Consider the following 13552-nt stretch of genomic DNA (forward strand, 5'->3'; position numbering starts at 1 on the left):
ACGGTGCAAACACACCGATCGCCTCAATTGCGTTTCATCGTTTTCTAGTTCACTTGCCTCCGTTACCGTTCTTCGAACTGCTCGTTTCGTCCGCGTTCGAGCCCGATCTCATCTTCCCGACGTCGGACCGACCGGACAGGACGAAAATAGAACTAACCTCGCTCCGGGCGGCGACCTCACCGGGTTCGAACAGCAGATCCTTATACTGAAAGTCGGTGAACATGTTTAACTGGTCGTCGTAGTGAGTAGACTGTGAACCGTCGGGTCCAACGTGACCCGAGTTGCCGGGAGGGAGGACGTTTTCGGCGACGATCTCTTCGCCTAAGCGCACAAAGTGGTTTTCCGTCCCACGATTCATTCGGGGCATCTCGCCCGCGTCGCCGATGCCCACTGGCACGCCAAAGAGCGTCTGGTTCGAGAGCGGATCGATGGCCGGCGAGGATTCCCACTCCGCAACGTTCTCACCGTACTCTGCTCGGAGTTCGGCGACGACGTCTCGGAACGCCCCTCGTAGCGTTCCGTCGGGATCTCCATCGAAATAGTCGACGGCCGTGTTTAGAGCCGTCTTTTCTGGATTGAGTGCGCGCATTAGCGTTCCCCGACCGTACCGGTAGTCCAAAACGATCGTGGCGACGTCGAACAGAGGGCCGTAGACGGGCTCGAACGTTCGCTTGAGCAGCCGATCGAAGAAAGCATCGAACACCACTAGCCCCGGTGAGTATGGCCCGAGGTAATCCTCGCCCGATCCTTGGCGATAGTCGTCCCACGCCCGCAACGCATCGGCCGCATCCGCTTCAATATCGTCGAGGTCAGCATCCGCTAGCGAATCGAGCAGCGGCTGTTTGTATCGGATCGCACGTAGGTCCACGAACGAGGTGTCGTAGACGACGTGTTTGAGGAATTCGTAGTCGACGGCACCGCGTTCGGCGAGGCGGTGTTCGACGAGATTGATGATACGCTGAACTCGGTGGTCGACGCTCCAGGCGAAGCTCTTGTCGCCGTTATCCCAGTCGGGTGCCGGCTTATTGTTCCAGTTCGCGGCGTAGCCAGCGTCAGGATTGATCACGTACGGAACGTCCCCGTCGGCCGCTCGCAGGATGTCGTCCTCGGAGAGTTCGTGCGTCGTTCCGTCCGCGGGAAGACGCGTGTCCCACGGAACCGCCTCGGCGTCAGGGTACCGACCAAGGTGGAAGAACCCGATATTACCGTCAGTCCCAGCCCAGAGGAAGTTTACGGCGTAGTCGCAGTGGCGGGCGGCGTTGTGAAATTCGTCGACACTGGTCGCGAACTGAGCGTCGTAGAAGGCGCGAAACGAGTTCATGTCCCGGCCGTCGAATCCGCGCGTTTGGGCAATCGCCTCACCGGCGTCTGGATTGTACTCGGTGACGATGCCGTGGTGCGTCCGGCGTATCGCGACTCTTTCGTCCTCGGCGCCTGCGACTGGGATTGTCTGGATTTCCGTCTCGATGTCGTGCGTTTCCCCTCGGAACTCGTATTGGTCGGGACCGTCCTCACGCGGGACGACGGACTCAACGAACGACTGGACGCTCTTGTCGATACCGGCAGTAGTCCCGATCGCGCCGTAGCGGTTGTGGCCGAACATGACGAACGGGAAGCCAGCAACCGTCACGCCAGCGACGTCAAAGTTGGGGCCGTGGAGGCCGACCTCGTACATAACCGACGGCGTGGAAAACGACATCTGCGGACCGCCCATCATCAGTGCATCGCCGCTCTCGGTGATGTCGCCGTGGACGACCAGCGCCTTGCTTCCGAGTTTCGTCGTGAGACCGAGGTCGTCGAGCCCTCCAGCGATCGTTCGTCGCCGCTCTCGTTCGCGTTCGAACGAGCGGACCGGCGACGCGGGAAGTCGCGAGTCGCCGCCCGTGAGTTGGTTGCTCCGGCCACCAATCTCGCCCGATGAGACTCGTTGGCGCGATCGAGTTCCGTCGATTTCGTCAGCCGTCCCACCGCTACCATCTCCCGCAGGTGTGTAGGGCGGAACGTATCCGGGGTTCGGACGATCGGCCGACGTCGGCGCGTCGGGGTCGTCTCCCCACTGAAAGTCGTCGAACAGCGCCATCGCCGTCTCCCCGTCGTGGCGTTCGCGCAATCCCGAGAGGATGGCTGCGTTCAGCGTCTCCAGGGTGGCCCCGGAGAAGAAAATCATCGCAGCAGCGAAGACTCCAGCGACATCCTCGCGTGTCCAAGATTCAGGCTTGAAGTCGTGCACTACGAACCCCCGATGGAGTTCTGCCTCGCCCGCTTCGATCGCATCGATGTGGCGGTTGATGCCCTCGGCGTACGCTTCGAGGGCCATCCGGTGTTCGTCGTCGAGTTGCGTTTTGATCTGTTCTTCGAGCGGGACCTTCGGGTGGTGGTCGATCCGAGCCTCCCTGTCGAATTCGATCCAGTCGGAGCCGAGCACCGCAGAGACTGTTCCGCGGTAGAACCGGCGGTACATCTCGAGTTGAAACAAGCGATCCTCCGCGATCGCGTATCCGTACCCGTAGAGAACGGCCTCGGCCCCATCTCCTCCCCGCGAATAGACGTGGGGAACGCCGTACTCGTCACGCCTGATCGTTACCTCGACGCTTCGATTGCCGCCGGACGGTTCGTACGCGAGCGTTTTCGTCGACGCAGCGACGGAAGCGAGGGCACCAGCGCCGGCCTTGATCATGGCTCGTCTGTTGACTCTTGCCATGTGAACGGACATTTCGACATACTATATATTCCCATCGGTTGTTAGGAAAGTGAAACGGGTTCGAAACCCGATAGTGAAGGGTTGCCACAAAACGAGTACCGAAGAACGGGGAATCGAAAGATCGGCCCGGTCGGAGTCAGGTGACTCGAAGGTCGTTCGCGAGGTCGCGCCAGTCGCGCCCCGACGACCGGGCCATCTCGACGAGTTCTTCCGGCGCGACGTGGTACGGCGGTCGCACCGGGCCCGGATCGATGTATCCCGCGCCCTCGATTCGTCCCTTCTGGAGCGCGATCGTGTAGAGCCCGTAGAGGTCGTCGTGGCGAACGTTCATCGCCTCGGAGTAGACCGCCTCAGGACCGACCTGCGGGTAGAACTTGCGGTTAGTCTCGCCGATCAGGTGGTTCAACTCGCTGGCCCGCTCGTCGTCGTCCGAAAAGATCGCATCCCGGAGTCGCAGCGCCGGCAGTGGATCACAGGAGGCGCTGCCGGACCACGCCGCGTTCGCGCGTTCAGGTGCGAGCCTGTTCGCCAGGTACCACTTGCGTTCGATCGGCATCAACTGCACCTTGTCGCCCACCTGCTCGACCGCGTCCCGCCAGCCGACGTCGACGGCGCCGTACTTCGCACCGACGACCTGCGGGATCTCCGCGAGTTCGCGCCACAACTCGGGCGTGAGTCGGTTCTTGAACGCGGGCGGATTGTGGTAGACGATGATCCCGAGTTCGGGAACCGCCTCCGCGACCTGCCGGTGGAACTCGACTGTCGCCTCTGGCGAGAGTTCGAGCCACATCGGTCGCCCGAGCAACGCGCCGTCGGCACCGACGTCGCGAGCGTACTTCATTCGGCGGATTGTGTCCCGGGTGTTCAGCGTCGTCGGTCCTGCAATCACGGGCACGTCGCCGTCGACGGCGTCGACGACGATGCGGGTAAAGTCGCGCCACTCCTCTTCGGTGAGCGTCGCAGCTTCGCCAAAGGTCCCGTTGATCATGATCGCGTCGACGCCGTCGTCAGCGAGTTTCCGGGCCCCTCGCTCCGCTTCGTCCGTATCCAGTGTATATTCCGCCGCCGGATCACTCGCGTCTTCGGTCGCGGGCGTCGGCATGATCGCGAAGATACCCTCTACGTCCTCGTACAGGAGTCGTTGTTCGACCATACGAATGAATGCTCAAACTGAGTGTAAAAGGATTGGGATCGATCTGTCAGTAGTCGTTCATCGTCGGTCCATCCAAGACGCTAATCGCCTGTCCGGTGAGAAACGCCGCGTCCTCGCTGGCCAGTAACGCGATCGTTCTAGCGATGTTTGCTGGCGTCGTCATTCGGCCTAGTGGAGACGGTGTCGGCTGTTCGTTCCGCCGTTCGGTCGTTCACCGCGACTGTCGTCCCTTCCTCGACCAGCCGAACCGCGGTCGCCCGTCTGATCCCGCGTCCGGCTCCCGTTACCAGTACTGTCCTTCTATCGAGTCCGCGCATACAAACTGTCGACGAGTGCAGGGCTTAATTTCCAGAGGCGACCGGGAGCCAGTCCTGGTCCACGTCGACGACCGCCTGCCCAGTCACCGCGACCGTCCCGTCGTCCGCGCGCAACTCGAGGACGAGTTCGACCGTCGCGTCCGAACGATCCATATCCGCGACGGTCCCGATCGCGGTGACCGTCTCCGATTCGAACACGAAGTCCTCATACTGGACGTCAAGCGACCGGAGACCGGCCGGCGACTCGGCGACCTCGAGTGCAGCCTGCGCGACGTACTCGGCGTTGATCGGCCCCTGGTTTACGCGACCGGGGTAGCCACGCTGTGTCGCGTACTCTCGGTCGTAGTGGATCGGGTTGGGGTCCCGAAGGATCGCCGTCAGCAGTTGCATCCCCGCCGGATCGACCTCGAACGTCCGCTCGACGACCGTCTCCCCGACCTCGAGGACCCTCGTCATTCTTCGGGCCCCCGAACGACGAGTTTGGTCTCCATCTCGTAGGCCGAGACCCCGTCGTCAGTGGTAACGTCGTACGTGACCGTCACCACGTGGAACGCGCCCGACGACCCGAACTTACGTTCGACCGACGGGATTTCGGCGCTCGCACGGTAGGTCGTCCCGGCGCTGAGTGGCTGTGAGAACGAGAACCGATGGCCGCCCAGAAACACAGACGGCTCGTCCCACTCACCGCCACGGAGCCGATTCTCAATCGTCGAGAGCGACGCCGCCTCGCGCGCAACGAGGACGGCGGCCGTCGGCGGCACGCCCAGCTCGTCCCCGTCGGGGTCAGTACCGGCCGTCGCCTCCATCCAGAGGTATGCCATCCAGGGTTCGAGCGTGAACGACCTGCCTTCGAACGTCTCGCCCTCGAGCCGCGTCGGGTCGATACTCATCTGAGGTAGTATAGATCACCGTGCATGATCTCCCTGGCGGTTCGATCGACGGCGGTAGCCCTGACTTCCTCGCCGTCGACGTCGACACCGACCCATATCGTTCCCTTTGGATGGGCGATCGTAATCCCGTCGGCGTCCCGCTCGCGGCGGAACTCGTGCGGGATCGTCCCCGGAATTGCGGCTGCAGCGGCGGTACACATCGCGCCGGTGACAGCGTATGCGTGGTGGGCCTTCTGCATCGACATGATGCGTGCGAGCAAGTCGTACTCTTCGGGCTCGACGGTGTCCTCGCCGACAGTCTCGTAGGGCTGGGGCTCGCCGACGATCGCCATCTTTGGGATGCCCGGACTCTCCGCGGTCGCATCGTCGGCATCGTCGACGAAGCCGTACCGTTCACAGGCGACACTCCGGACACGCTCGAGGCGTTTGAGGACAGCATCGTTGCCGTCGATCGTCTCGGGCCGTTCGGCGGCCGTGAGCGAAAGGTCCGACGCACGGGCGAACACGCACGGGTTCGAGACGTCGACCAGCGACACTTCGAGTTCGCCGACACCGGGAACCTCGAGGACGTCGGTCCGATTGCCCGTCGGGAACACGTCGCCGGTAACTGAGCCGCCCGGGTTGAGGAATCGAGATCTGATTCGGGCCCCGGTCCCAGGGACACCGTTGACTGAGAAATCGCCACGGTATCGCGGCTCACCGTCTGCGTCGACGGGGATCGACTGCTCGACGACGGTACCGGTGTTCTCGTTCTCGAGGACGAGCGACGCGCGCCCGTCGGTCACGCCTGCGGTCGCGATCCCACGTTCGAGCGCGAACGGACCGATCGCGAACGAGAGATTTCCGCAGTTGCCGCCCCAGTCGACGACGGGTTTTTCGATGCCGACCTGGCCGAACAGGTACTCGACGTTGACCTCGCCCTCGCCGGGGCTGACGATCATCGTCTTGCTCGCCGTCGAGTAGGATCCTCCGATGCCGTCGATTTGCATCGGGTCCGGACTACCGAACGTCTCCAGCAGGAGTTGATCCCACCGGTCCCGGTCCGCCGGCAGGTCCTTCCGTCTGAAGTAGACGCCCTTGCTCGTTCCGCCACGAAACAGGCTCGCAGAGATACGCTGTTGTGCCATCGTCGTGCCAAAGTGTGTCACGAGATGTAATAACAGCGACGGTCGGGAGCGATCGAGGGAAAACACCTATTCGTTCACGCCAATATGCTCTCGCCAATGGTAGACGAACATACCACACAGAAGCGCGAAGCCGCGTCGTCGTTCGACGAGAGCGCATCGGCGTATCTTAACAGCGACGTCCACCGGGCCGGTGACGACCTCGAACGACTTGCGTCCTGGTGTGATGGGGCCACCCGCGCACTCGACGTCGCAACAGGGGCGGGTCACACGGCTGGTGCAATCGCGGATCATGGCGTCGACGAAGTGGTTGCGACTGACGCCGCTCCCGGGATGATCGAGACAGCAACGACCGAATTCGACGTCGCGGGCGTCGTTGCCGACGCCGAACGCCTGCCGTTCGACGCCGACGTGTTCGACGCCGTGTCCTGCCGGATCGCGGCCCACCATTTCCCGAACCCTTCGGCGCTCGTCGAGGAAGTCGCCCGCATCACCGCAGACGGCGGCGTTTTCGCGCTCGAGGACAACGTCGCGCCCCCAGCCACCGAACTGGACGAGTTCCTTAACGAAGTCGAACGGCTTCGAGATCCGACCCACGTTCGATCGGCCACCGAAGCCGAGTGGGTAGAGTGGGTCACCGACGCCGGGTTCGATATCGAGCACCGCCGACTGATCAAAAAGGAAATTAATTACGAAGACTGGGTGAGCCAACTCGATACGCCCGAGCAGGCCCGCGAGCGGTTACGCGAACTGTTCGCTGATCCGCCGGACGGCGCAGAGTCGCTCTTTGAGATTACACACGAGGACGGGAACCTCGTTTCCTTTTCGAACCTGAAAGTCCTCGTTCGTGCGCGTCGGTGATACAGTCCGCTGTCCCGATTTACTGACGTGACCACAGGACGGCTCGCGGTCGCATCGGAACCATCTTTCAGCGGTCCATATCAGTCCAGATCGGCCCCGATTGCATCGTCGATCGTGTCGAACCCGTCCTCGCGGAGCAACCGGACGAGGCCTTCGTTGATCTCGCGGGCGAGCGAGGGACCCCTGTAGACGAAGCCAGTGTATGCCTGAACGAGACACGCACCGGCCCGTATCTTCCGGTAGGCACTCTCGGCATCGTCGACGCCACCGACGCCGATAATCGGGAGATCGGTCAGTTCCGCGAGCGTCGCGACAGTCGCCGTCGCCGCGGACTCGAGCGGGGTGCCACTGACGCCACCCCACTCATCGCGGTGTTTCCCCGTCAGGTCGTCGTGGTCGGTGGTGGTGTTGGTCGCGACGATGCCGTCCACGGCGAACTCCTCGACGATATCGACCAGATCGTCGAGGTCCCCACGTTGTGAGTCCGGCCCGACCTTCACCAGCAGCGGCTTCCCCTCGTCGTTCTCCGCCTCGAGCGTGGTGAAGATCTCCCGGAGGTGCTCTGGGCTCTGCTCGTCGTATTCCTCGGGTGTGTTTGGACAGGAGACGTTTAGAACGAAATAGTCCGCGTACTCGGAGAGTCGATCGACCACCCGGCGATAGTCCTCGATCGCCTCGCTCTCGTTGGAAGTATTCATCTTGCCAACGTTGACCGCGACCGGCACCGGCGGCGTTCCGTTGGTCGCCATCCGCTGGCGCACTCGGTCTGTCCCCTGACTGTTGAACGCGAGCCGGTTGATCATCGCCTCATCCTCGGGCAGTCGGAACAGCCGCGGCCGCTCGTTACCCGGTTGCGGATACGGCGTCACGGTTCCGACCTCGGCGAACCCGAATCCAAGATCGGACAGACAATGCATGACCTCCCCGTTCTTGTCGAACCCCGCCGCCACGCCAATCGGTGTGGGGAACGTGAGCCCGAAGCGTTCGACCTCGAGCATCGGGTGACGAAACTTGTAGCCGTACCGAATCGCCCGTCTGATCGTCTCCGAAGACTGCGCGATTCCCATGGTTTGCTTGCCAAGGTTGTGTGCCGTCTCGGCCGGGAGTGCAAACAACGCCGGCCGGACAGTTTCGTAGAGTGTCATTGTCCGTTGGCTGGAGTCCGATGAAGTAAATTGTTCGGTCTTACGCCGGCACGACCACGCGAACTCGGCCGTTCGGGGCAGACTTTACAGCCATCTCAGGGCTTGATGGCGGCAGACAACGACAATACCTCGCAGTGAATCGTCGGCGAACCGTCATCGATCATCGTCGAACCACCGTCGATTCGTCATTCAATCGTTGCCGAACCACTGCCGAACCGTCATCGATCGTCCTTCGTCGAGGACGACGATACTCGGAGGATGTCAGAATTTAATAAAAACTATTAATCTACTCTTGTCCGAATCGTCGAAATGACGATGGTAGAGTTCGGTATTAACATCAACAATCGTGAACCGCTTCTCGTAGAGAGCTATCCGGTCGAAAAAATGCTTGATCTCGGCGAAGCTGCAGAGGACTACGGATTCGACTCTGTCTGGGTCGGCGACAGTCTCCTCGACAGACCTCGGCTTGAACCAATCAGTCTACTCGGCAATCTCGCGGCGCGCACCGACGAGGTCACGCTCGGAACCGGCTGCATGATCACCCCGATGCGCCATCCAGTGCAGTTTCTACAGGCCTGGAACAGTCTCGAAATGATCTCGGACGGGCGCATGGAACTGGGCGCGTGCATGGGACCGCCGACGCCGGGATGTAAAGAACAGTACGACGTTCTCGGTCTTGACTACCGCAAGCGCGCAAAGATGCTCGAAGAACAACTGGAGATCTTCAAGCAGTTCTGGCGCGAGGGCGAACTCAATTACGATGGCGACATCTACGAGTTCAATGACGTCGACTTCCGGCGCGGTCCGGAGGTGCGCGACCTCGAACCGGTCCAGGAAGAGCCACCGGTACTCGTCGTGAGCAATCCGGCCCACCACGATTCCGGTACCGACGACGTCATCAACCGCGCAGCCTGGCGGATCGTGGAACTCGGTGACGGCTGGATGGCGGCTGGGCTCTCTGACGCGCCCGACGAGTACGAGCGACAATGGAACAGCATCGTCGATTACGCCGAAGAGAACGGGTACGATCCGGACGACATCCACACGACATTCCAGGTGACGATGACGATCGACGACGACGCGGACGCCGCCGACGAGAAGATGGACGAGTATATCCAGACGTACTATCCACATCTCTACCAGGGCAAAGACCCTGCAGAATGGGGGCCAAGCGGCGACGCCGACGACCTCATCCAGTGGATCGAGGAATTCCACGAGAGTGGCTGTGACGAGTTTATTATCCGCTTTGGCGGAGAAGATCAGTTCGAACAGATGGAAAAGTTCGTTGACGAAGTGATCCCGGCGTTCTGACCAACCGATGGCAGACCAAACGACCGCCAGTGACGCCGTCGACGACCTCGCGGTCGGTCCGTTCCACTGGCGGTTGTTGGTCGCCACCGGCTCCGTGCTGTGTTTTACAGCCATCGAAATACTCCCGATTTCGTTCGTCCTTCCCGCAATTATCGACCCGTGGAGACTGTCCGGACTTGGGGCCGAACTGCTCGGCAGCGCCGCCCTCGTCGGAATCGTGTTCGGCAGCGGATTCGAGGGCTGGTACGCGGACCGCTTCGGCCGCGTCTTCGGGTTCCAGTGGTCTGTGCTGTGTTATTCGCTGTTCGCCCCCTGTCGAGTCTCTTTCTCGCGAGTGTTTTCCTGATCGGCGCGTGGGGCCCGATGTTCGTTTATACCCCAGAGCTGTTCCCGACGGAGGTCTGCGGGATTGGATTCAGGGTCGTAAGCGCCATCGGCAAAATCGTGTCGATAAGCGGGCCGATCCTCGCCGTCATACTCGTCGAGGGGTACTTTGTCGCGCTGACCCCGTTCGCCGTCAGCATGATCGCTATAGTGGGCTTGTTGTCCTCGTATTCGGGGTCGAGACGAAAAACGAGTCGCTCCGGTAAGCGGTCGAGTCGGCCTCAGGTCTCCTCGACAATCTCATCGATTTCGTCGGCCGCGACCCCTGCCGCTTCGAGGACCGCCCGCGTGTGTTCCCCCAGTTCCGGCGGTCTCTCGGTCGCCGGGTCGACCGGCGGCTCGGCTCGAGCGGGAAGCCCGAGTCGCCCGTCGACGACCATCGATCGGTCAGCGACGTGACGGTCGGCGAGTGCTTCGGCGAGCGTATTGACCGGAGCGAGCGTCGTCCCCTCGCCGGCACACGTCTCGAGCCATTCCTCGCACGTCTTCGTCGCGAAGAGATCGACGAGTTCCTCGCGGAGCACGTCGCGTACTGCAGGGTCGTCGGACCGGTGTCGCTCACGAAGGTCCGGTCGGTCGACGACCTCGCAGAACTGATGCCAGAATTTAGGCTCCAGGGCCGCCAGCGTCACGTACCGTCCGTCAGCGGTCTCATAGATGTTGTAACACGGAAATCGCCCGGTAAACGGGCCTGGGGGCCCCGGGTCGTCACCGGCGAGCGTAGCTGGCGCTCGAGACTGCCCGAACGTAAGGAGGACGTCGAGTATGCTGATATCGAGGTACGTCCCGTCCCCGTCCCGTTCGCGGGCTAGCAGTGACGACGAGACGGCGAAGGCGGCGAACAGCCCGCCCGCCATGTCGGCGACACTAAACGGCGGGAGCGTCGGCCGCTCTGCCCGTGACTGCCGCGAAAGGTCGAGAAGCCCCGCGATCCCCGTGAATGTAAGGTCGTGGCCGGGCCGGTCGCGGTATGGGCTGCTCTCCCCGTAGCCTGACAGAGAGCAGTAGACCAGAGTCTCGTTTTCCTGCCGGAGCGTGTCATAGTCGGCACCGAGGCGCTCCATGACCCCCGATCGGTACCCCGTTATCACGGCGTCCGCATCGGCCGCCAGTTCCTGAATTGCCCATTGCCCCGCCTCGCGTTTCAGATCGAGCACGACGCTCCGTTTGCCGCGGTTGAGTCCCTCGAATACGCCACTCTCGGGAGTCAATACGGACACCTCCCGAAGTGAATCGCCATCGGGCGGTTCCACTTTGACGACTTCCGCGCCCATGTCGGCGAGTAGCTGTGTCGCGTACGCACCTGGAAGGAGCTGCGTGAGATCGAGAACGGTGATGCCGTCGAGACGCATACCCACTGACTCGACTCCCGTGACTTTAGGTTTGTCACGCCAACAATTACCATCAGCGACTGTACACTTGGGCAGATTGTTCTCGGAAACATCGGTTAAACCACCGATATATTTATTTCGTAGCTCCTTCACGAGTCTACTATGGATATCGGTAGGATGATCAGCGAGTCAGCCGACCGTTTCGGCAACCGACTCGCCGTTGCATGTCAGTCAGTAAATGAAACCCGGACTCGGACGTTCGAGGAACTCGAGGCCGAGAGCAATCAGATCGCCAACGGTCTCCTGGAGATCGGTATCGGGACGGGCGACGTCGTCGCGATCTACGCTCACAACTCGATCGAGTTCGTCGAGACGTTCTTCGCGACCCAGAAGGTCGGCGCGATCGTCATGCCCATCAACGTTCGTCTGGACGCTTCTGACGTCGAATACGTCCTCGAGGACGCCGATCCCACCTGCCTGATCGCGGACTCAAATCTCGTCGAAGACCACGAATCCGTCGAGCAGGTGCTGGCATCCTATGAGTCGCCGCTGTACACGTACGGCGATTCGAACTACCTCTCTTACGAGGAACTGGTAAACGGCTCGACCAAGCAACCGGGGCTCCCGGTCAGCGGGGAGACGATAGACGGCTACTTCTACACGTCTGGCAGCACCGGCAAGCCCAAAGGCGTGGTTCACACGCACTCGGATCGGGTGCTGGTCTGTATGAACATGATCGCCGAATTTGGCCTTCGTCATACGGACGTGAACGTACTGCCGCTCCCGCTGTTTCACAGCGGGCCGCTGTATACGGGGTTCGTCCCGTTCATCCAGTTCGGCGTGCCAACGGTCATCTTCGAGCAGTTCGACCCGGAGGCGACGCTCGAAGCGGTCGAAGAATGGGATGCGACAGTCCTCGGCGGTGTCCCCGCACAGTATGATCGAATAACGAAAGTCGACAGTATCGAGGAGTACGACCTCAGTTCGTTGCGCTTCTGGTGGTTCTCCGGGGCACCGATGACCGACGAACTGATCGACCGGTGCCGGACCCACCTTTGTGACCGCCACTCCGTGGTGTACGGCGCGACCGAGGTCGGGCCCCCGATCTCGGTCCTGCCGCCGGAGCAATCCGATGTATCGCCCCGGTCGTGTGGAACGGGGTTCTCCTACCAGCAGATCGAAATCGTCGACCCCGACGGCGAACCAGATCCGTCCGCGACGGTACCCCCAGGAACCACCGGCGAGATCATCTGTAAGGGCGCATCCGTGATGAACGGTTACCTGAACCGTCCCGAGCGGACCACCGAATCGATCGTCGACGGCTGGTACTTCACCGGTGATCTCGCATACAAGGATGAGGACGGCTATATCTACGTCGAGGGCCGCAAGGACGACATGATCATAAGCGGCGGTGAAAACATCTACCCGACGGAGATCGAGAACGTCCTCCTCCAGCACGACGATCTCGAGGATGTCGCCGTCGTCAGTGTCGATCACGACGAGTGGGGACAGGCACCGAAGGCATACGTCGTCCCTACTAACGGGCGATCGATCGACGAGGATGACCTCGTCGAGTACTGTCGCGAGAGTTCGCTCGCCGATTACAAGCGCCCGCGGGCTGTCGCAACCGTCCCAGAGATCCCGCGTAACCCGAGCGGCGGGAGCGTCATCAAGGACGAACTTCGGGAACTCGAGCACGTAGAGACGACGAGTGACTGATGTGGTCTGCTGTACGTCAGTTCCAGTGCAACTGCAGGGCGGTCGCGGTTGTACCGGTACATCGGTACAGTAGACCGTATGAGAAGACTGCTCCAATGCGCGACACCGATCACGACCCGAGAGCAACAGTGAGATTATCGGAGACGCTCGTCGGTTCCAGACGAGAATCTTTGGCTCTCGAACCGGCTGGATGGCTACGAGAATCCTTCCTAGTCGATCCGGTAGCCACGGGCGTTGAACGTCGCCACCTCCGTCCCATCGGTCGTCTCGACGGACGCTTGCGTCGTGCTGAATTTGGCACTCTCATGAACGACCTCCGCCGTAGCAGTCAGCGTTTCGCCGGGTTCGACGGCCGTGAGAAATGACGTACTCGTTTCGATGCCGACGGTCGTCGTTCCGTTCGCTTGATCTGCGGCACCGGCGGCCGCGTCCGCGAGTGCGAAAATAACTGCCCCGTGGAGCTTACCGTTGAAGTTCGTGAGATCCGCTGTCACGTCCAGCGTCGTTTCTGCGTAGTTCGGTTCAATTCGTTCGAATTCGATGCCGAGGGTTCGACAGAGCGGATCGTTGGAGATCCGTTCTCGATTCGCTGTCAGATCATCGCTGGTCATACACC

General features: G+C 61.5%; 13 protein-coding genes and 1 pseudogene. 4 read left to right on the forward strand and 10 right to left on the reverse strand.

The features are described 5' to 3' along the window. Window positions 1-49 precede the first annotated feature (49 nt). The 7 genes and pseudogenes from NJU76_RS24735 to NJU76_RS24760 all read right to left on the reverse strand — a co-directional run bounded on the left by NJU76_RS24735 (window position 50) and on the right by NJU76_RS24760 (window position 6188). Window positions 50-2701, reverse strand: coding sequence for a penicillin acylase family protein (locus NJU76_RS24735; protein WP_254533069.1), 2652 nt, complete (start codon window positions 2699-2701; stop codon window positions 50-52). 136 nt (window positions 2702-2837) lie between these two features. Continuing rightward, a complete protein-coding gene (locus NJU76_RS24740; protein ID WP_254533070.1) occupies window positions 2838-3854 on the reverse strand; it encodes a dihydrodipicolinate synthase family protein in 1017 nt (338 codons plus the stop codon). Window positions 3855-3900: 46 nt separating this feature from the next. Continuing rightward, window positions 3901-4035 (reverse strand): annotated as a pseudogene (locus NJU76_RS27270) (SDR family oxidoreductase); the annotation flags it as partial. Then, window positions 3992-4171 (reverse strand): SDR family NAD(P)-dependent oxidoreductase, encoded by a 180-nt coding sequence (locus NJU76_RS24745; RefSeq protein ID WP_254533071.1) that lies wholly within the window; start codon window positions 4169-4171, stop codon window positions 3992-3994. The gene NJU76_RS24745 and the pseudogene NJU76_RS27270, both read right to left, overlap by 44 nt. A 24-nt stretch (window positions 4172-4195) precedes the next feature. Beyond that, a complete protein-coding gene (locus NJU76_RS24750) occupies window positions 4196-4627 on the reverse strand; it encodes a MaoC family dehydratase (RefSeq protein WP_254533072.1) in 432 nt (143 codons plus the stop codon). Then, on the reverse strand, window positions 4624-5061 hold the full coding sequence (locus NJU76_RS24755; protein ID WP_254533073.1) for a hypothetical protein: 438 nt from the start codon (window positions 5059-5061) through the stop codon (window positions 4624-4626). The genes NJU76_RS24750 and NJU76_RS24755 overlap by 4 nt, the downstream gene beginning before the upstream one ends. Continuing rightward, entirely contained in the window at window positions 5058-6188 is a 1131-nt protein-coding gene (locus NJU76_RS24760) for a 2-methylaconitate cis-trans isomerase PrpF family protein (RefSeq protein WP_254533074.1), read from the reverse strand. The genes NJU76_RS24755 and NJU76_RS24760 overlap by 4 nt, the downstream gene beginning before the upstream one ends. Before the next feature lie 96 nt (window positions 6189-6284). On the opposite strand from NJU76_RS24760, the gene NJU76_RS24765 reads away from it, so the two are divergent. Continuing rightward, on the forward strand, window positions 6285-7046 hold the full coding sequence (locus NJU76_RS24765) for a class I SAM-dependent methyltransferase (protein WP_254533075.1): 762 nt from the start codon (window positions 6285-6287) through the stop codon (window positions 7044-7046). An 80-nt stretch (window positions 7047-7126) separates the two neighbouring features. Here the strand turns inward: NJU76_RS24765 and NJU76_RS24770 are convergent, their stop codons facing one another. Further along, a complete protein-coding gene (locus tag NJU76_RS24770) occupies window positions 7127-8191 on the reverse strand; it encodes a quinone-dependent dihydroorotate dehydrogenase (protein ID WP_254533076.1) in 1065 nt (354 codons plus the stop codon). 309 nt (window positions 8192-8500) lie between these two features. Between NJU76_RS24770 and NJU76_RS24775 the strand changes: the two genes are divergently transcribed. Next, a complete protein-coding gene (locus NJU76_RS24775; protein WP_254533077.1) occupies window positions 8501-9502 on the forward strand; it encodes an LLM class flavin-dependent oxidoreductase in 1002 nt (333 codons plus the stop codon). 7 nt (window positions 9503-9509) lie between these two features. Continuing rightward, window positions 9510-9848: an MFS transporter gene (locus NJU76_RS24780; RefSeq protein ID WP_254533078.1), complete on the forward strand. Its 339-nt coding sequence runs from the start codon at window positions 9510-9512 to the stop codon at window positions 9846-9848. 259 nt (window positions 9849-10107) lie between these two features. Here NJU76_RS24780 and NJU76_RS24785 read toward each other — a convergent pair whose 3' ends face one another. After that, on the reverse strand, window positions 10108-11238 hold the full coding sequence (locus NJU76_RS24785) for a CaiB/BaiF CoA transferase family protein (protein ID WP_254533079.1): 1131 nt from the start codon (window positions 11236-11238) through the stop codon (window positions 10108-10110). Window positions 11239-11379: 141 nt separating this feature from the next. Between NJU76_RS24785 and NJU76_RS24790 the strand changes: the two genes are divergently transcribed. Then, window positions 11380-12936, forward strand: a complete 1557-nt coding sequence (locus NJU76_RS24790; RefSeq protein WP_254533080.1) for a class I adenylate-forming enzyme family protein — start codon at window positions 11380-11382, stop codon at window positions 12934-12936. A gap of 209 nt (window positions 12937-13145) precedes the next feature. Here the strand turns inward: NJU76_RS24790 and NJU76_RS24795 are convergent, their stop codons facing one another. Beyond that, complete coding sequence (locus NJU76_RS24795; protein ID WP_254533081.1) at window positions 13146-13547, reverse strand: PaaI family thioesterase; 402 nt, start codon at window positions 13545-13547, stop codon at window positions 13146-13148. Between the last annotated feature and the right edge of the window lie 5 nt (window positions 13548-13552).

Source organism: Natrinema gelatinilyticum (genome assembly GCF_024266705.1).
Taxonomy (GTDB): domain Archaea; phylum Halobacteriota; class Halobacteria; order Halobacteriales; family Natrialbaceae; genus Natrinema; species Natrinema gelatinilyticum.